This window comes from Verrucosispora sp. FIM060022, assembly GCF_003977705.1.
GTDB lineage: Bacteria > Actinomycetota > Actinomycetes > Mycobacteriales > Micromonosporaceae > Micromonospora > Micromonospora gifhornensis.
The window spans coordinates 369,011-389,091 of the sequence record NZ_RQIV01000004.1 but is presented as its reverse complement, the minus strand read 5'-3'; the positions used below and the strand labels follow the sequence as shown (position 1 = coordinate 389,091).

Annotated in this window: 13 protein-coding genes; 5 read left to right on the top strand and 8 right to left on the bottom strand. The window is 69.4% G+C overall.

What is annotated here, in order from left to right:
• Positions 1–83: 83 nt before the first annotated feature.
• The 6 genes from EG812_RS15125 to EG812_RS15100 form a co-directional block, all read right to left on the bottom strand.
• A complete protein-coding gene (locus tag EG812_RS15125; RefSeq protein WP_013731615.1) occupies positions 84–1,544 on the bottom strand; it encodes an argininosuccinate lyase in 1,461 nt (486 codons plus the stop codon).
• 47 nt (positions 1,545–1,591) lie between these two features.
• Positions 1,592–2,467, bottom strand: coding sequence for a creatininase family protein (locus EG812_RS15120; protein ID WP_013731614.1), 876 nt, complete (start codon positions 2,465–2,467; stop codon positions 1,592–1,594).
• The gene (locus EG812_RS15115; RefSeq protein WP_126711876.1) at positions 2,455–4,203 is read right to left on the bottom strand and encodes an ABC transporter permease; all 1,749 of its coding nucleotides are present in this window, start codon (positions 4,201–4,203) and stop codon (positions 2,455–2,457) included. Before EG812_RS15115 ends, EG812_RS15120 begins: the two co-directional genes overlap by 13 nt.
• Positions 4,200–5,273 (bottom strand): ABC transporter ATP-binding protein, encoded by a 1,074-nt coding sequence (locus tag EG812_RS15110; protein WP_013731612.1) that lies wholly within the window; start codon positions 5,271–5,273, stop codon positions 4,200–4,202. Before EG812_RS15110 ends, EG812_RS15115 begins: the two co-directional genes overlap by 4 nt.
• Positions 5,274–5,334: 61 nt before the next feature.
• Positions 5,335–6,390: an extracellular solute-binding protein gene (locus EG812_RS15105; protein ID WP_043719717.1), complete on the bottom strand. Its 1,056-nt coding sequence runs from the start codon at positions 6,388–6,390 to the stop codon at positions 5,335–5,337.
• Between the two features lie 286 nt (positions 6,391–6,676).
• Positions 6,677–7,825 (bottom strand): ROK family transcriptional regulator, encoded by a 1,149-nt coding sequence (locus tag EG812_RS15100; protein WP_126711875.1) that lies wholly within the window; start codon positions 7,823–7,825, stop codon positions 6,677–6,679.
• 521 nt (positions 7,826–8,346) lie between these two features.
• Between EG812_RS15100 and EG812_RS15095 the strand changes: the two genes are divergently transcribed.
• The 3 genes from EG812_RS15095 to EG812_RS15080 all read left to right on the top strand — a co-directional run bounded on the left by EG812_RS15095 (position 8,347) and on the right by EG812_RS15080 (position 15,810).
• Positions 8,347–11,085, top strand: a complete 2,739-nt coding sequence (locus tag EG812_RS15095; protein WP_126711874.1) for a sugar-binding protein — start codon at positions 8,347–8,349, stop codon at positions 11,083–11,085.
• A 123-nt stretch (positions 11,086–11,208) separates the two neighbouring features.
• Positions 11,209–12,381: a DNA recombination protein RmuC gene (locus EG812_RS15090; RefSeq protein ID WP_013731608.1), complete on the top strand. Its 1,173-nt coding sequence runs from the start codon at positions 11,209–11,211 to the stop codon at positions 12,379–12,381.
• Between the two features lie 162 nt (positions 12,382–12,543).
• Entirely contained in the window at positions 12,544–15,810 is a 3,267-nt protein-coding gene (locus tag EG812_RS15080; RefSeq protein ID WP_126711873.1) for a S8 family serine peptidase, read from the top strand.
• A 226-nt stretch (positions 15,811–16,036) separates the two neighbouring features.
• Here the strand turns inward: EG812_RS15080 and EG812_RS15075 are convergent, their stop codons facing one another.
• The gene (locus EG812_RS15075; protein ID WP_126711872.1) at positions 16,037–16,477 is read right to left on the bottom strand and encodes a hypothetical protein; all 441 of its coding nucleotides are present in this window, start codon (positions 16,475–16,477) and stop codon (positions 16,037–16,039) included.
• Positions 16,478–16,533: 56 nt separating this feature from the next.
• Positions 16,534–17,511, bottom strand: coding sequence for a 4-hydroxy-3-methylbut-2-enyl diphosphate reductase (locus EG812_RS15070; RefSeq protein WP_126711871.1), 978 nt, complete (start codon positions 17,509–17,511; stop codon positions 16,534–16,536).
• Positions 17,512–17,662: 151 nt separating this feature from the next.
• Here EG812_RS15070 and xseA point away from each other — a divergent pair, with 151 nt between their 5' ends.
• Positions 17,663–18,886, top strand: a complete 1,224-nt coding sequence (xseA, locus tag EG812_RS15065; protein WP_126711870.1) for an exodeoxyribonuclease VII large subunit — start codon at positions 17,663–17,665, stop codon at positions 18,884–18,886.
• Positions 18,887–18,984: 98 nt separating this feature from the next.
• The gene (locus EG812_RS15060) at positions 18,985–20,064 is read left to right on the top strand and encodes a phosphatase PAP2 family protein (RefSeq protein WP_013731602.1); all 1,080 of its coding nucleotides are present in this window, start codon (positions 18,985–18,987) and stop codon (positions 20,062–20,064) included.
• Positions 20,065–20,081 lie beyond the last annotated feature (17 nt).

Here is a 20,081-nt window from a genome sequence, read left to right as displayed (position 1 = left end):
CCCTTCGGGCCGTCGGTCCGGGTGGTTCTGTGGTCGCGGTGACACAACTGCCGCTGTCACACGATGCTGGGTCTGCTGCCCGGTCACGGGCTCACCCTCGCCGCGACCGCCTCGGCCAGAGCCGCGTCGGCACGGTGCAGCCGTTCCCGCAGGGCATCCGCCCGCGCTGCCACATCGTCCATTATCGACCGCAGCTGCGCCACCTGCTCCCGAACTGCGATCTCGCCCGGGCCGTCGGCCTGGGCACGGCGGAGCACGAATTCGGGGCGGACGGCGGCGGCCAGCAGGTCACTGATCGCGACCTCGTCGAGCTGGTCGGCGATGCCGAGGTCGACCGCCGCGGTACGGACGTCCTCGACGGTCCAGGTGGCGGGCGCGCCGGCCCGTACCAGCCGGCCGAGCAGCGAGTGGGCGCCCCGGAACGGTACGCCGTGGCGGGCCAGCGCGTCGGCGGCGGCGGTCGTGGTGGCACCGGAGGCGACGATCTCCTCGCTGGTCGGCGGACGCAGCGGATCCAGCTCCGCGATCAGCCCGCCGAGCAGGGAGAAGAACCGGTACGCCCGGTCGTCGCTGTCCCAGAGCCGGGCCTGCACGTCGGTGGTGGCGTTGTTGGAGTCCTCCCACCAGGCGGCACCGACGTTGTTGAGCACGCTGGCGGCGTCGCCCGCGGCAGCGCCGGCCATCGACACCAGGTGTTCCAGGACGACCGGGTTGCGCTTCTGCGGCATGATGCTGCTGCCCTGGGTGAACGAGCCGGGGGTGACCACCCAGCCCCAGGTCAGCCAGTCCATCAGGGTACGGGCCAGCCGGGCCCCGGTGGCCAGTGACTGCGCGTTGAGGGTGGCGACCCGCACCAGGTGATCGGCACCGGCCACCGCCTCGTAGGAGTTGACGATGAGCCGCTCGAAGCCGAGCAGGTCCGCCAACCTGCGGGGCGAGATGTCCAGGTCGGTGCCGGCGAACGCGCAGGAGCCCAGGGGCGAACGGTTCATCTCGTCGAGCAGGTCGGCGTAGGCGACGCCCTCACCGGCCAGCGCCTCGGCGTAGCCGGCGAAGACGTGCCCGATGCTTGTCGGCTGGGCCGGACGTCGGTGGGTGTAGCCGGTGACCACCACGTCGGCGTGCCGATCGGCCCGGTCCAGCACGGTCCGACCGGTCGCCAGGACCGCGTCGAGCACTGCGAGCAGTTGGTCGCGCAGCACCATCCGGAAGACCCCGGCGTCGAGGTCGTTCCGGCTGCGGGCGAGTTGCACGCTGAGCTGGGAGGGCTCGACCCCGCAGGCGGCGGCGAGACGCTTCTCCAGCGTGTAGTAGACGTCCTCGACGCTGCCGTCGTAGTCGAGGTCCTCGGGCCGGTCCTGGGCAAGGACGAGCAGGCCACGCAGCATCATTGCGGCGGATTCGGCGGGGATCAGCCCCTGCTCGGCGAGCATGACGACGTGGGCCTGGCTGGCCTTGACCATGGCCGGGTACAGGTTTGCGGCGTGATGCTCGAACACGACGCGCAGATGGTGCTGTTGGTACGTGGTCAGTGACGGGGTCATGGTGGCCTCCCAATGTGGTCCGTTGTCCTGCGCAGCCGACGAGTGGGTCACCCGACCGCCTGGTCCGACCTACCGCTCCCGTCAGGTCGGTCGGACCAGGTCGGCCGGCCGGACCAGCCGGGCTGGTCCGTCCCTGGCGGGCTGGGTAACGGTGCTGCCAGCCACGCCTCGATCACCTCCCGCAGCCGCGCGCCGGCCAGGTGGCGGATCTGTTGCCCGGCCGCCTCGCTGGCCAGCGAGACATGGCCCGACCAGCCCTGCCAGGGGTCGGGCCGCGACTCGATGAGCACGTACGGGTACGGGGTGGGCAGCTTCGGTTTCGGCGGCAGGTCCGGGGTGGCGGACAGGTGCACCGCCTCGGGGTCGAAGGCGAGCACTGCCGAACTCTCGTACGCCCCGCCGTGTCCCCGGGCCGGCAGGGCGCCGAAGATCTCGCCCGTCTCGTCCGGGCCGACCAGCTGGAACCAGTTGACAAGCAGCAGGCTCGCCAGGTGCCGGCCGGACACCCATTCCATCGCGGCACGGACCGTGGAGAGGTTGGCGTCGTGCCCGTTGACCACGAGCAGCCGGGGGAAGCCCGCCTCGACGATGCCGGTGAGCACGTCGCTGAGGTAGCCCACGGCGATCTCGGGTCGCAGCGCCACCGTCCCCGGCCAGGGCCGGGTCTGACCGGGGCAGGCGGCGTACGGTGCGGCCGGAAAGAGCACGGCGCGGGCCGTGCCGGTGGCCAGTTCCCCGGCGAACCCCTCGGCGAGCAGCAGGTCGGTGCCGAGCGGCAGGTGTGGACCGTGCCACTCGACGGCACCGACCGGCAGCACCGCCAGGTCGGCCGACTCGGCCACGGCGGCCAGTGCGTGGCCGGGCACCCGGGTGATCGGGAGCAGTCCTCCCTCGGCCTTCCAGCGTTCGATCAGTTCGTCCACTGCTCGGCCCTCCGGGTCGCGGTGCGGCTGCTCTCCAGTCGGCCCGAGAACCACATCACCACGAAGATCAGCGCCACCTGGAGCATGCCGTAGGCCGCGGCGGTGCCGAGTTCGAACGAGTACATCCGGTTGTTGATCGCCACCGAGATCGGCACCGTCGAGGAGGTGTAGATCAGCACCGAGGCGACGAACTCGCCGACACCGTGCACGAAGGCCAGCAACGCGCCGGCCAGCACGCCGGGCAGCATCAGCCGTACGGTGATGGTGTAGAAGGCCCGCAGCCAGGAGGCGCCGAGGTTACGGGCGGCCTCCTCCAGCGACGGGTCGATCAGCGCCAGCGCCGCGGAGCTGGACCGGAACACGATCGGCAGGAACCGCACGAAGTAGGCAAGCGGCAGGATCCAGAAGGTGCCGATCAGCACCTGGCCGAAGCTGAACGCGTTGCCGGTGCTGAAGGCCGAGATCAGGTTGATCGCGACGACAGTGCCCGGCAGCGCCCAGGCGATCATGACCGCCACGTCGAGCAGCCCCCGGCCGATGAACTTCAAACGCCGCACCGCGTACGCGACGAGCACACCGATCACCACGCAGCCGACGGCCGCGAGCAGGCTCATCTGCACCGAGTTGAGGATGGGTTCGAACGCCTTCGGGTCGGAGAAGATGGTGACGAAGTTGTCAAGCGTGTACGTCTCCGGCAGCACCTGGGTCGTCCAGGACCGGTTCTCGGAGAAGGCGACGAGCGCGATCGTGGCGACCGGGGCGAGCAGCACCATGGTGGCCAGCACCGAGGCGACCGGGGCCAGCCACCTGCCGATCGGGTTGGTCAGCTCCCGACGGTTCGCCGAGATGCCCTTCGACTGCGACTGGTAGCTGCGCCGACCCTCGTACCACCGCATCGCCAGCAGGAAGATGATGGAGACGATGCCCAGCACGGAGGCGTACGCCGAGGCCATCGGCAGGTCGCCGTTGGTGCGGTTGATGTAGATCTGCATCGTCATGGTCTGGCTGACGTTGAACAGCAGTGGCGCGGTGTACGACGCCAGCGAGGTCATGAAGACCAGCAGCGACGCCGAGACCATCGCCGGGGTGAGCATCGGCAGCAGGACGGTGCGCCAGACCCGTACCCGGCCGGCGCCGAGGTTGTACGCCGCCTCCTCGACCGACGGGTCCATTCCGGCGAGCGCCGCGGCGGCGGCCAGGTAGAAGAAGGGGTACATGGTGAACGTGTGCACCACGAGGACCCCGGCGATCCCGTCGAAGGCCATGATCGGCCGTTCGGTGCCGAAGAGTGCCTGCAACCCTCGGGGCACGATGCCGATGTTGCTGTAGAGCAACTGGAACGACACGGCGCCGATCAGCGGCGGCAGGGCGGCCGGCACCAGGATGATCGCCTCGATGAGCCGACGACCGCGGAAGCTGAACCGCTTGAGCAGGAACGCCATCGTCACGCCGACGATGCCGCAGAGCAGCACGCTCGCCGCGGAGATGAACAGCGAGGTGAACAGCGACTCGCGGGCGACCCCGGAGGAGGTGAAGAACTGCAGGTAGTTGCGCGTGCCGTTCTCGCTGACGCTCTCCGAGAAGGTGGCGAACATCGGGTGCACGACGTAGCCGTAGAGCACCAGGACCAGCGGCAGCACGAGCAGGTACGGGAACCACTGTGAGTTGGTGCCGCCGGCCAGACGTCGGCGCAGCGCGGCCATCCGGGGTGGGGCGGTTTCGGGCAGAGCGGTCACGGCTTGACCACCCAGAGACGTTCGCGTACGAGCCGCAGGCCCACCAGGTCGCCGACGTTGATGGTCGCCGGTGCGTCGATGACGGCGGCCATCACCTCGGTACCGTCGCAGTCGACGGTGAGGTTTGTCGCCATTCCGGTGAACTCGACGTGGGTGACCCGGCCGCGCAGGGCGGACTCCTCGTCGCCACCGGCGAGGGTGATGTGCTCGGGACGGGCCGACACCAGCGCGGTGTCGCCCTCGGTGAGACCGTGTCCGGTGGCAGCGCCGACCTCGATTGTCGCGCCGCTGGACAGGCGCACCTCGACCCGGTTCTCGCCCGCGCCGACCACCGGCAGGCTGAGGACGTTGCTGCGCCCGATGAAGCGGGCCACGAACGCGTTGGTGGGCCGGTAGTAGATCTCCTGTGGGGAGCCGACCTGCTGAACCTTGCCGGACTGCATGACGGCGATCCGGTCCGACATGGCCATCGCCTCGGCCTGGTCGTGCGTCACGTAGATGGCGGTGTTGCCGCTCTCCCGCTGGATGCGCCGGATCTCGGTGCGGGTCTCCTCGCGCAGCTTGGCGTCCAGGTTGGACAGCGGCTCGTCGAGCAGCAGGGTGCGGGGCCGGATGACCAGGGCTCGGGCCAGGGCCACCCGCTGCTGCTGACCACCGGAGAGGGCGTCGATGCGTCGGGCGCCGTACCCGGAGAGGTGGACCTGGGCGAGCGCCTCGGAGACCCGGCGGTCCCGCTCGGTGCGGGAGACCCGGCGGACCCGGAGGCCGTACGCGACATTCTGCGCCACCGTCATGTGCGGAAAGAGCGCGTAGTTCTGGAACACCATGCCGGTGTCCCGCTTGTTCGGCGACCAGTGCGTCACATCGTCGTCGCCGAAGTGGATCTGCCCGGAGGTCGGGAAGTAGAAGCCTGCCACCATCCGAAGGGTCGTCGTCTTGCCGCAACCACTGGGTCCGAGCAGAGTGAAGAACTCGCCGGCGCCGATGGTGACGGTGACCTCGTCGACCGCCGCGGCATCGCTCGACTTGTCGAAGCGCTTACTGACGGCAGTCAGCCGGACATCGATCATTTCTGGGTCCTTCCAGGACGGAGCCGGGTCGTGCCGAGGCACGACCCGGACCCCAGTCAACTCAGCCCTTGTCCTTGATCTCGGCGTTCCAGTGGGTGATCCACGCCGTCTCGTTCTTGCCGATCACGTCCCAGTCGACGTCCATCGGCTTGAGGTTGAGGTTGGCCAGCCACTCCGGCTTCTCGCCGATCTCCACCGCGGGGATCTGGAAGTAGTCCTTGGCGAGCGTGGCGCGCAGCGAGTCGTCGAAGAGGAACTCCAGGAACTTCTGCGCGGCGGCGGTGTTGCCACCCTTGACCGCCGCGACACCGTCGACGAGCACCGGAGCGCCGGAGGCCGGCATGATGTAGTCGAACGGCATGCCCTCGTTGGCCTGCAGCAGCACGTCCTGCAGGTTCCAGGCGCTCACCACGCCCTGCTCACGCGACATCTTCAGGTAGAGGTCGGCCGGGTTGGCGGCGTACTCGACGGTGTTGGCGTCGAGCTTGAGCAGCCACTCGTAGCCCGGCTGCGGGTTGGAGCCGTCCGGCGAGAGCCGCTGGATCATCGAGGAGTAGATCGAGCGCATGGTGCCGGAGGCAGCCACGTCCCGGATGATGATCTTGTCTTTCCACTTCGGGTCGATCAGGTCGTCCCAGTCCTGCGGCGCGGTCTGCGGGGTCAGCGCCTTGTTGTTGTACATGATGATCTCGGGCAGCAGGATCTCGCCGAACCAACGGCCCTGCTCGTCCTTGTAGCGCGCGTCCATCTTGGCCGCGAACGAGGGCTGCCACGACTCCAGCAGGTCCTCCGAGGCGCCGGCGGCAAGACCCTGCTGGGTGCCGCCCCACCAGACGGACGCCTGCGGGTTGGCCTTCTCGGCCCGGACCCGCTCCAGGACCTCCTGGGCGCCCATGTTGAGCACCTCGACCTTGCCCTTGTACTCGGGGTTCTTGGTCGTGAACTGCTCGACGACGTAGTCGGTGACCGACTTGTCACGGGCGCTGTAGATGACGAACTTCTCGGCCGTCGGTGTGCCGGACGAGCCGGTGTCCGCGTCGTCACTGCCGCCGCAGCCTGCGGTGACAGCCAGCATTGCGCCGATCGCGATGGCAATGGCCAAAGGACGACGTCTCATTGGTACCTCCACTTGACGGGGGGATCTATTGGAGATTTCCGATAGATAGCTGCAAATCGGACTCCGGGGCATGCCGGAGTGTGTGGGCCGCCGGTTGCGGCACGGATCGAAGATCGAGGCCGACGGAGCGGGCCACGTCGTGGCCGGCCGCGCCGACGCGTACGGGGTCGCGAGGGTGCGGCGGAGGTGGCCGTGGGATCGGGGTGTGCGGGGGTGGCGGTTCTTCGGGGGCAGGGGACGGGTGGTGGTGGTTGCAGGGGTGCGGGGTCGGGTTACGCGGCTGTGGTCAGGGCAGTGAGGGCAGCGGGACCGCGGCCGAGAGCGCGTAGCTGATCGCTCCGTGCAGTACGGCCTGGTCCCCGAGGGTGGCTCGACGCACCTCGGTGGGTGCGGGGGTCTTGGCGGCGAGAAGGCTCTGGATCTGTTCGAGCGCGGCGTCGTCGAGCTCGGCGGCGGCACCGCTGAGCAGCACCATCCCCGGGTCGATCACGCAGACACAGGAGAGGATGAGCCGTGCCCAGGCGTCGAGGACCTCGTCGAGATACTCGCGGGCCGGCTTCGACGTGGCGGCGAGTTGAATCAGCTCGCGTACCGGCGACTCGGGTCGGCGGCCCGGGTGCAGCGCGACCAGCCGCTCCGTGATCGCGTTCACCGACCAGCGGGCCTCGAACTCGCCGACACCGCTGTAGCTGCGCGCCGGCGCGGCGTCCAGCGGCATGAAGCCCACCTCGCCCGCCGCTCCGCTGGCTCCGCGCCGGACCTTGCCGTCGAGCACGAGCCCGGCGCCGATGCCGTCGGCGACGTGGATCAGCAGCAGGTTGGCGACGTCGGCACCGGCACCGGCCACGCACTCGCCGGCGGCCATCAGGTTGACGTCGTTGTCGACGACGACCGGTACGCCGAGTCGCTGCTGAACCGACTCGCCGATCGGCCACGCCTCGACCAGCCCGACCGACGGCGCGAGGCGTACCGCGCCGTTGGTGGAGACGCCCGGCACCGCGATCGCCACGCCGCGCAGTGACGGCAGGTTGTCGCCGACCAGGTCCAGGACGAACGTGCAGACGGTCTCCACCACGTCGCCGCCGAACCGGGCGGTGCGGTGCGCGATGATCGCGCCCTCGCTGTCGGCGATCTCGCAGCTGATCCGGGGTGGTTCGAGCGAGACTGCCGCGACGAGCTCGGCACGCGGGTTGAACTCGAGCATCTCGCGCGGTCGCCCGGTGGTGGGTGCGCCCGGCCCGCGCTCGATGAGGTAGCCCTCGGCGATGAGTTCCCGCACGAGTGCGGTCACCGTGGCCGCCGGAAGGCCTGTCATCTCGGCCAGATCCACTCGGGACAACAGCCGCGCCTGCCGGGCGGCCAGGATCACCGAGAGACGCTTGATCTCGCGGGACCGCTCACGGCTGACCGGGCTGGTCGATGCTCTGTCAGACACAGTTTCTTCCTACTGAGAAAAAAGTGGGCCGTCAAGTAACGAGATGATCTCAGCTCCGACCTGCGCAAACGATGCATCGACAGAAGATCATCGGCCAGCGACCGCGCCTTAGCGCACAGATCGGGCGGCAGCGGAGAAGTTGATCGCCTTAAATCACCACAAACGGGGCTAGTGGTGTCCGATGTGGTGGCCACCCACCGGCCCTGAACAGGACGATCGTTTTTTCGAAGAAGTAAGAAAGTCGCTTGGGCCTATTGACTACGCGAGTCCAAGATTCCTAGCGTTACGGCCCGAAGGCCTTCACGGTGGACCTACCCCCACCACCGTCCGCACCGCTCACGCCGTGACGGTGCGCGTGCACGAACGAACCGTCTAGCAACCATCACTCGTGGAGACCGCCCTGGTCTCCAGTGGACAGCTGTCCGTCGTCAGGGCCGGCACGAGCCAGGTGTCAGGGGGCCTCGGCCGGGCCTGCATCCGTCCCAGACGCAGCAAGCGCTCCCATACGAAGAGGTATGCCCATGAGATGGCGCACCCCGGCGACAATCGCCATGTGCGGTCTGCTCTCGCTGGGCCTGGCCGCACCGGTTCAGGCTCACGGCAAGGGCTCGTCGCCCAAGCACCCGTCACCCCCCAAGGCCCAGCCGAAGGGTCCGGACAAGAAGTCCGACAAGCCGGTCGACCTGGACATCATGTTCATCGGCGCGCACCCCGACGACGAGGCCGGTCAGCTCGGCATGCTGGGATACTGGAACGAGTATCACGGCATGAAGGCCGGCGTCATCACCACCACTCGTGGCGAGGGTGGCGGCAACGCCACCGGCTTCGAGGAGGGCCCGGAGCTCGGCATCCTCCGGGAGGCCGAGGAGCGCAGGGCGGTCGGCTACGCCGGCATCGAACACATCTACAACCTCGACGCCCTCGACTTCTGGTACACCGCCAGCGCTCCCCTGACCGCCGAGGTCTGGGGTTACGACGAGACGCTGTCCCGCATCGTGCGGGTGCTGCGGACCACCAAGCCCGAGGTCATCCTCACGATGAACCCCTCGGCCACCCAGGGCAACCACGGTAACCACCAGGAAGCCGCGATGCTGGCCGTCGACGCCTTCTACGCCGCGGCCGACCCGAAGAAGTTCCCGGAGCAGATCACCAAGGAGGGCCTCGAGCCCTGGCGGGTCTCCCGGATCTTCCAGACCGGTGGCAGCGGTTCCGGCAACATGGGTCCCTCCTGCGAGACCAGCTTCACCCCGGCTGAGGCCAGCAACGTCATCTTCGGCACCTGGCAGGGTTACGAGTCGGCGCGTCACGACGGCAACCGGTGGAACACGGTCACGACCTGGGCCCGCCGGGAGTACGTGTCGCAGGGCTGGGGCAACAGCGCCTTCCCGACGACCAACCCCGACAACATCGGCTGCAACCGGCTGACCCTGATCGACACCCGCACTCCGTACCCGGACCCGAACGTGGGGGCCGGCACCGGTGCGCTCCAGGGCGCCACGCTCCGTGCTCCGGGCGGTCTGCCGCTCGGCACCGAGATCCACGTGCGTCCGCAGAAGTGGGAGGTGCTCGCCGGCAAGTCCATCAAGGTCGACACCGTCCTCTACGCCACCCAGGACATCAAGGGTGCCAACGTCTCGCTCCAGGTTCCGGCCGGCTGGCGGGTCAGCGGCAACGGCAACGTCGGCACGCTCAAGAAGGGCAAGGAGGTCGTGAAGAGCTTCACGGTCACCCCGCCCGCGCAGCTTCCGGTGGGCACCCGCTTCAAGATCGAAGCCACGATGACCAGCAGCAAGGACGGCAGCGGCACCAGCAGTGCGCGGGTGCAGGCGACCGCTCCGGTTCGGGGCACCCTCGAGCCGCTGGAGGAGATCGCGGACTTCCGGGCGTGGACCGAGCAGAAGAAGGTCAAGCAGCTCGATGCCCTCATCGAGTCGCTGCTCAACATCCCGAGCGGTAAGAGCCGTAGCGTCCGAGTGGACCTGACCAACCACAGCGACACCGTCCAGTCCGGCACCGTCCGGCTGAACCTGCCGGCCGGGTTCTCGGCGAACCCGCAGCAGCTGCCGTACAGCGGGCTCCAGCCCGGTGCCCGCAGCTCGGTGACCTTCACGGTGACCAACACCGACGCCACGCTGCCGACCGCCAACCGGGCACCGGACAACGGTGCGTACCGGCTGGAGATCGAGACCAGCTACAACGGTGGCAGCGCCACCGAGCCGGGTGCCTTCAACCTGGTGCCGACCACGGTGATCCCGAAGGCCACCACCGCGCCGGCCGTCGACGGCCACGGCCACTCCCACGAGTACACCGGCGAGGTGATCGACATCTCGACGCGCTGGGAGGGTACCGCCACCACGGCGGCGGACATCTCCGGCACCGCCCAGCTCACCCACACCGACGACGCCCTGTACGCCATCTTCAACATCACCGATGACGTGCTCGGCCGGTTCCTCCTGCCGGAGGACTGCAAGCGTCCGCGTCGTGCCGACGCCGTCGAGTTCGGAATCGACCCGCGGGGCAACTCGGCGAACACCTCCACGGTGTTCAACGTGGCGCTCTTCCCGGCCACCGATGACCCGGCCAACGGCAACCCGCCGTGCTTCGCCCGGGAGCGGGACAACCACCAGGGTGGCCCGGAGACCGCACCGGGTCTCGAGGTCGCGTCGGTTCTCACCGGCACCGGGTACCAGATCGAGGTCAAGGTTCCGTTCAGCGTGCTGCCGGACACCATCGACCCGACCAACATGGGCATGAACATCCTGGTCAACGACTCGGACACGCAGGACCTGTCCACGCAGACCCGGATCGGCTGGTCGACCTGGAGCGGCGTACGGGCCGACCCGTGGCGCTGGGGTGTCGCCACCCTGCCGGGCCTGCCGGCGCGGCCGGCGGCGCCGAAGGCTCCGATCATGCCCGACACCGCGGCGCAGAGCGTCAAGTCGCCGCAGACCATCCTCCAGTCCGCCTCGGACGGGGTGGCACCGGGTGGCTACGCGGCTCTTGACGAGAAGATCCTCAAGATCAAGAAGGTCACCAAGTCCTCCTCGAAGGTCTCGGTGGAGTTGAAGGTGAAGAAGTCCGGCGTCGCCCGGGTCTTCATCTGGGACGGCGAGCGGGTCGTGGCGCAGACCGAGGTCTCGCTGAACAAGGACCGCACCCTGGTCCTGCCGCTCAACGGCGCCCTGCCGGCCGGCTCCTCGCTGCTCGTCTCGTACGAGCGCGACGGTGCCACCCTCGGTCTCGCTCACACGCTGAAGTGACCGAACCCGGTCACCGCGTCGACCTGAAGCGGTGACCGGCGATGGGCCGGGCCTTGTGCCCGGCCCATCGGCATTTCCGGCCCCAACGCGGCACCGCCCGCTCATCTTTGGCAAGCTCCGGGGATGGAGCTTGCGACCCTGGCGGTGGTGGTCGTCTGCCTCGGCGCGGGCGGCGCGGTGGGCTGGTTCGCGGCCCGGACTCGCGCGGCCACCGAGATCGCCCGGCTGGACGCCACCCTGCGCGCCACCCGGGAGGGCGAAGGGCGGCTGGAACAGTCGATGCGGGCGCTGAGCTACGAGGCGACCGCCCAGTCCCAGGAGGCGGTCGCCCGGGCGGTGGCCCCGCTGCACGACACGCTGCGCCGATACGAGCAGCGGGTGGCCGAACTGGAACGTGACCGCATCGACGCGTACGCCGAACTGCGCGAGCAGGTCAGGGCGATGAGCAGCGTCTCCGGCGAGCTACGCACCGAGACCAAACAGCTGGTCGCGGCGCTGCGGGCACCGCAGGTACGCGGCCGGTGGGGCGAGCACCAGTTGCGCCGCATCGTCGAGGCGGCCGGCATGCTGGAACACTGCGACTTCTCCGAGCAGGTCACCGCCGCCACCGACCAGCAGACCGTACGCCCCGACCTGGTGGTCCGCCTGCACGGCGGCCGTACGGTCGTGGTGGACGCCAAGGCGCCGTTCGACGCGTACCTGACCGCGATGGAGGCCCGGGACGAGCGCAGCCGCGACACCCAGCTGGACAACCACGCCAAGCACCTGCGGGCCCATGTGGACGCGCTGGCGGCGAAGTCGTACTGGACGGCATTCGAGTCGACGCCGGAGTTCGTGGTGCTGTTCGTGCCGGCCGATCCGTTCCTCGACGTGGCTTTGCAGCGTGATCCCACACTTCTGGAGCACGCATTCGCCCGCAACGTGGTGCTGGCCACCCCGGCCACTTTGATCGCAATGCTGCGCACCGTGGCCTGGTCGTGGCGGCAGGAGCAGCTGGCCCGCAACGCCGTGGCGGTGCATTCCCTGGCCCGTGAACTGTACGGTCGTCTTTCCACGCTCGGCGATCATGTCGGCAAGCTCGGTGCCTCGCTCGGCGGCGCGGTGACCGCGTACAACCGGGCGGTGGGGTCGCTGGAGGCGCGGGTGTTGGTAAGCGCCCGCAAGCTGGCTGAGCTGGGCGTGTCTGATCAGGAGCTGGCGACGCCGGCGCAGGTGGAGCTGGCCCCCCGCCAGCCCCAGGCACCTGAGTTGCTGGTCGAGGAATCCATCTCGGATGGTCGAAGTCGGTCAACCTAATCGGGCCTTTACCACCTTCGATGTGACATTGCGCGTCTCACTTATCACGAGATGGTCACAACGTACCTGTCGGTAGTGACATTGACGGTCGACACCGCGAAGGATTTCGCTCACGCGTGCCCTGCATCTGAGGGCGCCTGAGTTCTCTGGAGGAAAGAGAACGTGAGTAGACCCCGAAACCTGAGCCGGCGTACCTCCGCCGCGCTCTTCGCCTCGGTCATGGCGGCTGGCGCCGTGTCCGTGGTGGGCGGTACCGCCACCGCGAGCGCCGCTCCTGCCGGAACCGACCCGGCCCAGGTCACCCCCGCCGAGGCCCTGGGCGAGCACGACGCCAAGTTGCTCGCCGAGGCGGAGGCCAAGAAGGCCCCGAACGTCACGATGATCGTCGCCACCGACAAGGGCAAGGCGAAGGACGTCGCCGACGACCTCAAGGATCTGGGCGCTGCGGTCACCGAGCGCTACGACACCATCGGTTACGTGCTGGCCAAGGTGCCGACCAGCAAGGCCGTCAAGGCCGCCACCCTGCCCGGCGTCGCCGCCGTCGACCTGGACGAGAAGATCCAGCTGCCCGACCCCAAGCCGGAGGTCGTCCAGGGCGGCAAGAAGGGCGACAAGCAGGGCAGCACCCTCAGCGGCCCGGGTGCCAACACCCCCGCCGACAACCCCTACATGCCGACCGGCGAGACCGGCGCGGTCAAGTTCGTCAAGTCCAACAAGAAGTGGGACGGCCGGGGCGTCACCATCGGCATCATGGACTCCGGTGTGGACCTGGAGCACCCCGCGCTCCAGCAGACCACCACCGGCGAACGGAAGATCGTCGACTGGGTCACCGCCACCGACCCGCTCGAGGACGCCAGCTGGCGTCCGATGCTCAACCAGGTGACCGGCCCGTCGTTCACTCTCGCCGGACGCACCTGGACCGCACCGGCGGGCACCTACCGGTTCAACCTGTTCAGTGAGTCGATCACGAACAACAGCGAGCCGGCCGGTGACGTCAACCGCGACGGCGACCGCACCGACCAGTGGGGCGTCCTGTACGACCCGGTGACCAACAACATCTGGGTCGACACCGACCAGGACGGCGACTTCACCGACGAGGCCCTGATGCGGCCGTACAAGGAGAAGTTCGACGTCGGCTACTTCGGCACCGACGACCCGGCGACTCCGGTCAAGGAGCGCATGTCGTTCGTGGTCGAGTACCGCAAGAACGTCGACACCACGCCGGCCGGTGGCCCGGGCCTGGTCGACTACGTCAACATCGGCATCATCGAGAGCGCGCACGGCACCCACGTGGCCGGCATCACCGCCGCCAACAGCATGATGGGCAACAGCGCGTTCAACGGTGCCGCCCCCGGTGCCAAGATCGTTTCCTCCCGTGCCTGCTCCTGGGGCGGCGGCTGCACCTACGCCGCACTCACCACCGGCATGGCCGATCTGGTGATCAACCGTGGGGTCGACGTCATCAACATGTCGATCGGTGGTCTGCCGGCGCTCAACGACGGCAACAACGCCCGCGCCACCCTCTACAACAACCTGATCACCACGTACGGGGTGCAGATGTTCATCTCGGCCGGCAACTCCGGCCCGGGCGTGAACACCATCGGCGACCCGTCGGCGTCGAGCAACGTGGTAAGCGTGGCCGCGAGCGTCAGCAAGGACACCTGGCTGGCCAACTACGGCTCGGTGGTCAAGAAGAAGAACGCGCTGTTCAACTTCTCCTCGCGCGGCCCTCGTGAGGACGGCGGCGCCAAGCCGAACATCGCTGCGCCGGGTTCGGCCATCTCCACCACCCCGGTCTGGCAGGCCGGCGGCCCGGTCGCCGAGGCCGGCTACGCGCTGCCGCCGGGCTACAGCATGTTCAACGGTACGTCGATGGCCTCCCCGCAGGCCGCCGGCGCCGCCGCGCTGCTGCTCTCGGCCGCCAAGGCGAACCACCTGGGGGTCACCCCGGAGGCGCTGCGTCGGGCGATCTACACCTCGGCCAAGCCGATCGCCGACACCCCCACCTACGGTCAGGGCTACGGCATGTTCGACGTGCCGGGTGCCTGGAAGCTGCTCCGCAAGGGCGTCCAGACCCGCTCGTACACCGCTGACGCGCCGGTCTGCACCCCGCTGTCCGGCCAGCTGGCCACCCCGAACCAGGGCACCGGCATCTACAACCGCTGCGACTCCGCCAACGGTGGTCACAAGATCAACCAGTCGAAGTCGTACCAGGTGAAGCTGACCCGGACCAGCGGTCCGGCCGGCAACATCAAGCACTCCATCGGCCTGCGTGGCAACAACGGCACCTTCTCCGCGCCGAAGGACGTCACCCTGCCGCTGAACCAGACCGTCACCATCACGGTCACCGCCAAGCCGAAGACGGCCGGTGCGCACAGCACCATCGTCACCGTGGACGACAAGGCCACCAACACGATCGACTTCGAGTTCTCCGCCGTCGTGGTGGCCTCGAACGACGTCGCGAAGCCCAACTTCGCCTACTCGGCGCAGGGCTCGGTGGACCGCAACCACACCACGTCGTACTTCGTGACGGTGCCGCCGGGTGCCGGTGCGTTGCAGGTGAACCTCTCCGGCATCGCCACCGCGTCGCAGACCCGCTTCATCGCGATCAACCCGTACGGCGTTCCGGTGGAGAGCACCTCCAGCCTGGCGTGCTTCACCAACCACGTCAGCACGGTCGTCTGCAACCCGTTCGAGCGTGACTACGCCAACCCGATGCCCGGCATCTGGGAGATCGAGGTGGAGTCCCGTCGTACCTCGCCGTCGCTGAACAACCCGTTCCAGATCCAGGCGCGGGTGCAGGGCGTCGCGGTCGAGCCGGCCGTGGTCGAACTGCCGTCGGTCACCACCGGTACCCCGACCCCGGTGACCTGGTCGCTGAAGAACACCTTCGGCCCGGTCACGGTCACCGGTCAGGGCGGTTCGCTGTCCAGCACGCACACCGAGCGCCCGACCATCGTGGAGCTCGCCGTGCAGGAGTTCACTGTCGAGGTTCCGGCGGGCGCCACCAGCTTCACCGCCCGCATCGGCAACGTCTCCAACGCCAGCGCCGACCTCGACCTGTTCGTCTACCGGGGCGGCGCCCTGGTGGCGTACAACGCCGACGGCGACTCGGAGGAGTTCGTCACCCTCAACAACCCGGCGGCCGGCACCTACACGGTCGTCGTCGAGGCGTACTCGGTCGACGGCGCGGGCGGCAGCACCGCGTACGACTACCGGGACTCGTACTCCTCCCCGGCGCTCGGCACCCTGACGGCGTCGAGCAGCAGCCTCACCCTGGCGCACGGCGCCACCGGCACCCTCACGGGTACGGTGACCGCCCAGTCCGCCCCGCCCGCGGGCCGGACGCTCTCCGGTGAGCTGGCCGTGGTGACCAGCGAAGGCGCGGTCGTCGGCCGCGGCGCGGTCAACATCGGCGCGGTGAACTGACGCACCACCACCGCACCAGGGAGCCCGCCTCCGGATCCACCGGAGGCGGGCTCCCTGCCCGTTCACCCCCGGGCATGGCGCGTTCCCCGGCTCCGGGACGACGGCAGCGTTGTGTACGGGGCGAGAGCCGCGTCGATCTGGCGCAGCGCGGCCACCACCAGCCGCCCGATCACGACAGGGGGGGCCGCCGGCCACCACGGGCTCCGGCAGTCGCCGGGCGGCTACCTCAGGCGGGCTTGGCGGACGCCACCTGGAACGGGGTGCCCTGCTGGCAGGTGGTCATCAGGCCGGGTGCGGGTCGACCGGTGACCGTCACCGACGCGCCGGCGGTGAGCACCTCGCGCGGGCCGCCCAGCAGCAGATAGCCGTCGAGCAGCAGGCAACCTGGCTCGACGCCGGACTCGACCCGTCCGGTCAGGGTCATCTCGCTTGTGGACGTCGGCTGCGGCGGGCCGCCCGGCCGCGTGCCGGGCTTGGTGAGTGGGGCGGTCGGGTCCACCGGGTCGACCGGCGGGGGCACCGCGCCGGTCGGGTCCGGGGTGGGCAGATCGGTCACGGATGGCGCTCCCGTCGGGGCGGTGGAGCCGTCCCCGGCGTCCTGACCGGCGCAGGCGACGAGCGCGGTGCAGACGATCAGCGCCGCGGCGGCGATCCGAAGGGTCCTCATGCCTGACTCTGACGCGGCAGCAGGGTGATTCGTTCCATCATCTCGGGTCGGTCCGCTCAGCTGCGGGCCGCCGCGGCGGCCTTCATGTCGCGCTTGAGTTCCTGCGGCAGCGAGAAGGTGAGTCGCTCGTTGGCGGTCACCACCTCCTCCACGTCGGTGTAGCCGCGCTCGGCGAGATGGGTCAGCACCTCCTGGACCAACTCGTCGGGCACGCTGGCTCCCGAGGTCAGACCCACCGTCTGCGCACCGACCAGCCAGGCGTCGTCGATCTCGTGGGCGAAGTCGACCAGGTGCCCGGCGCGGGCGCCCGCGTCGAGGGCCACCTCGACCAGGCGTACGGAGTTCGACGAGTTGCGCGAGCCGACCACGATCACCACGTCACACTCGGCGGCGATCTCCTTGACCACGTGCTGGCGGTTGCTTGTCGCGTAGCAGATGTCGTCGCTGGGCGGCGACTGGAGCATCGGCAGCCGCTTCTTGAGCCGGGCCACGGTCTCCATCGTCTCGTCCACCGACAGGGTGGTCTGCGACAGCCAGACGACCTTGTTCGGGTCGCGCACAGTGATCCGGTCGGCATCCTCCGGACCGTCCACCAGTTGGATGTGCTCCGGGGCCTCGCCGGCGGTGCCGATGACCTCTTCGTGGCCCTCGTGACCGATGAGCAGGATGTCGTAGTCCTCGGCGGCGAACCGCTTCGCCTCCTGGTGCACCTTGGTCACCAGCGGGCAGGTCGCGTCGATGGCCTTGAGCGACCGCTCCTTCGCCTGCTCGTAGACCTCGGGTGCCACGCCGTGGGCCGAGAAGATCACGGTGGCGCCCTCGGGCACCTCCTCGTTCTCCTCCACGAAGATCGCGCCCTTGGCCTCCAGCGTCCGCACCACGTGCTTGTTGTGCACGATCTGCTTACGCACGTAGATCGGCGCACCGTAGAGCTTGAGTGCCTCCTCGACGGTCTGCACCGCCCGGTCGACGCCCGCGCAGTAACCGCGGGGCTTGGCCAAAAGCACGCGCTTACCGGTCCCAGCCTCAGTCACCCACCCATCCTACGCGTCCCTGCTCTCCCCCGCCCCCGACATGTTGATCATGAGTTTGGCGGTGGTTGTCGATCTTCGAACCGCCACCGACCTCACGATCGAACGAGACGGGTGGGGCGGGAGTGAGGGGTGGGGGAACTAGGGTGAGGGGGTGGGGGACGGTGGGGTGGCGGTGAGCAGTTCGGAAGAGCCGTGGCCGGTGCGGGTGGTGAGCCAGAAGATCGGCGCCTGGGTCGCCCGGCTGGGTTGGGTGTGGGTCGACGGGCAGGTGGCGCAGATCAGCCGGCGGCCCGGTGCCAGCACGGTCTTCCTGACTCTGCGTGACCCGTCGGCCGAGTTGAGCCTCACCGTCACGACCAACCGCGACGTGCTCGACTCCGGCGCACCCGAGCTGCGGGAGGGCGCCCGGATCGTGGTGCACGCCAAGCCGGAGTTCTACGCCGCCCGAGGCACCCTGAGCCTGCGGGCCGACGAGATCCGGCAGGTGGGCCTGGGCGAGCTGCTGGCCCGGCTGGAGAAGCTCAAGAAGCTGCTCGCCGCCGAGGGGTTGTTCGACCGGGCCCGCAAGCGTCGCCCCCCGTTCCTGCCGCAGCGCGTCGGGCTGATCACCGGCCGGGCCAGCGCCGCCGAGCGGGACGTGCTCACCAACGCCCGCCGCCGCTGGCCGGCGGTGGAGTTCCGCACCGTGAACGTTGCCGTGCAGGGTCCCGGCGCCGTACCGCAGATCATCGACGCGCTCAAGGTGCTGGACAGCGACCCGAGCGTCGACGTGATCATCCTGGCTCGGGGCGGCGGCGGCATCGAGGACCTGCTGCCCTTCTCCGACGAAGCGTTGTGCCGGGCCGTGTTCGCCTGCCGTACGCCGGTGGTCAGCGCGATCGGCCACGAGACGGACGCGCCGCTTGTCGACTACGTGGCAGACGTACGCGCCTCGACGCCCACCGACGCCGCCAAGCGGGTGGTGCCCGACCTGGCCGAGGAGATCCGGCTGATCAATCAGGCCCGCCACCGGCTGCACCGAGCGGTACACAACCTCGTCGACCGGGAGACCCACCGCATCGACGCGCTCCGGTCCCGGCCGGTGCTGGCCCGCCCACAGGTGATGGTCGAGCAGCGGGCCGCCGATCTGGCCGCCCTGCGTCAGCGCGCCGAACGCAACCTGCGCCACCGACTCGCCGCCGCCGACGACGACCTGCGGCACACCCTGGCCCGGCTGCGGGCGCTCTCCCCCGCCGCCACCCTCGACCGCGGGTACGCCATCGTGCAGCGCGCCGACGGTCACGTCGTACGCGCGGCCGACGAGGTGGCGAAGGGCGACGCCCTGCGCGTACGCCTCGCCGACGGTGACCTCGCCGTGACGGTGACCGGCTCCTGACCGCGGCCCTCGACGCCGGCTGCGCAGCCCGACCTCGGGTCCCGACGCGAACGGCCCATGACCGAGCACACCGCGCGAGGTAGTTAAGCTTCGTCCCCATGACCAACCAGCCGTACGACACCACGGAGGCGGAGGCAGCGGATACCTCGACGGGGCACGGTGCGCAACCTCGCCGCCCGGGTCGACGGATCACCCTCACCCGCAGTCGTGCGGTCGCGGCGTGGGCGGTCCTGCTGGTGGCCGCCTGTCTCGCGTTCGGCCTGCCGACCGATCCGGGGTACGCCTTCCTCTGGTTGTGGGCGCTCGCGGTGGCCTGGCGCATCGACCAGCCCGTACGGTCGCACCTGGCCTTCGCGCGGGACTGGCTGCCGGTGATCGCCCTGCTCACCGTCTACAACCTCTCCCGTGGTTTCGCGGACAACATCCGGGAGCCGCACGTCACCGAGCTCATCAACGCTGACCTGCGGATGTTCGGGTGGCTGACCGACGGCAAGGTCCCGACGGTCTGGCTGCAGCAGGAGCTGTACGACCCGAGCCGGGTCCAGTGGTGGGAGGTGCTCGTCTCGTACGTGTACTTCTCGCACTTCGTGGTCGCGCTCGGTGTCGCCATCGCGCTCTGGCTCACCGCACGGCCTCGGTGGGCGGCGTTCATGCGGCGGTGGTTCGTGCTCAGCCTGGCCGGCTTGATCACGTACTTCCTGTATCCGGCCGCGCCCCCGTGGTGGGCGGCGGTCCACGGATACCTGGAGCCGGTGGAGCGCCTCAGCCTGCGCGGCGGGGCCGAGTTCGGCATGCACGGCGCGTTCAGTCTGATCCGGCTGGGCCAGCTCGCCTCGAACCCGGTGGCGGCCATCCCTTCGCTGCACACCGCGTTCGCCCTGTTCGTGGTGCTCTTCTTCGTCGGGCGCATCCGGAAGCGCTACGTCGCCATCCTGCTGCTCTATCCCCTGGCGATGACGTTCACCCTCGTCTACTCGGGCGAGCACTACGTCATCGACGTGCTGATCGGCTGGGCGTACGTGCTGGGCACCTTCGCGATCGTCAGCTTCGGCGAGCGGTGGTGGCGACGGCGACGGCTGCGGCAACGCGCCGCGACCCCCACACCCACGCCGGACGACGGTGACGCCGCCGCCGACCAGAGAGAGCACAGCGAGCCGAAACAGTCCGCCGCTTCCTGACCCGCCCCGCGCCCAGG

Bases quoted from the DNA above. Each gene is read 5' to 3' on its own strand.
- EG812_RS15095 (WP_126711874.1), top strand. From the start codon at position 8,347: ATGAGATGGCGCACCCCGGCGACAATCGCCATGTGCGGTCTGCTCTCG.
- EG812_RS15110 (WP_013731612.1), bottom strand. From the start codon at position 5,273: ATGATCGATGTCCGGCTGACTGCCGTCAGTAAGCGCTTCGACAAGTCG.
- EG812_RS15060 (WP_013731602.1), top strand. From the start codon at position 18,985: ATGACCAACCAGCCGTACGACACCACGGAGGCGGAGGCAGCGGATACC.
- EG812_RS15105 (WP_043719717.1), bottom strand. From the start codon at position 6,390: ATGAGACGTCGTCCTTTGGCCATTGCCATCGCGATCGGCGCAATGCTG.
- EG812_RS15075 (WP_126711872.1), bottom strand. From the start codon at position 16,477: ATGAGGACCCTTCGGATCGCCGCCGCGGCGCTGATCGTCTGCACCGCG.
- EG812_RS15125 (WP_013731615.1), bottom strand. From the start codon at position 1,544: ATGACCCCGTCACTGACCACGTACCAACAGCACCATCTGCGCGTCGTG.
- EG812_RS15090 (WP_013731608.1), top strand. From the start codon at position 11,209: ATGGAGCTTGCGACCCTGGCGGTGGTGGTCGTCTGCCTCGGCGCGGGC.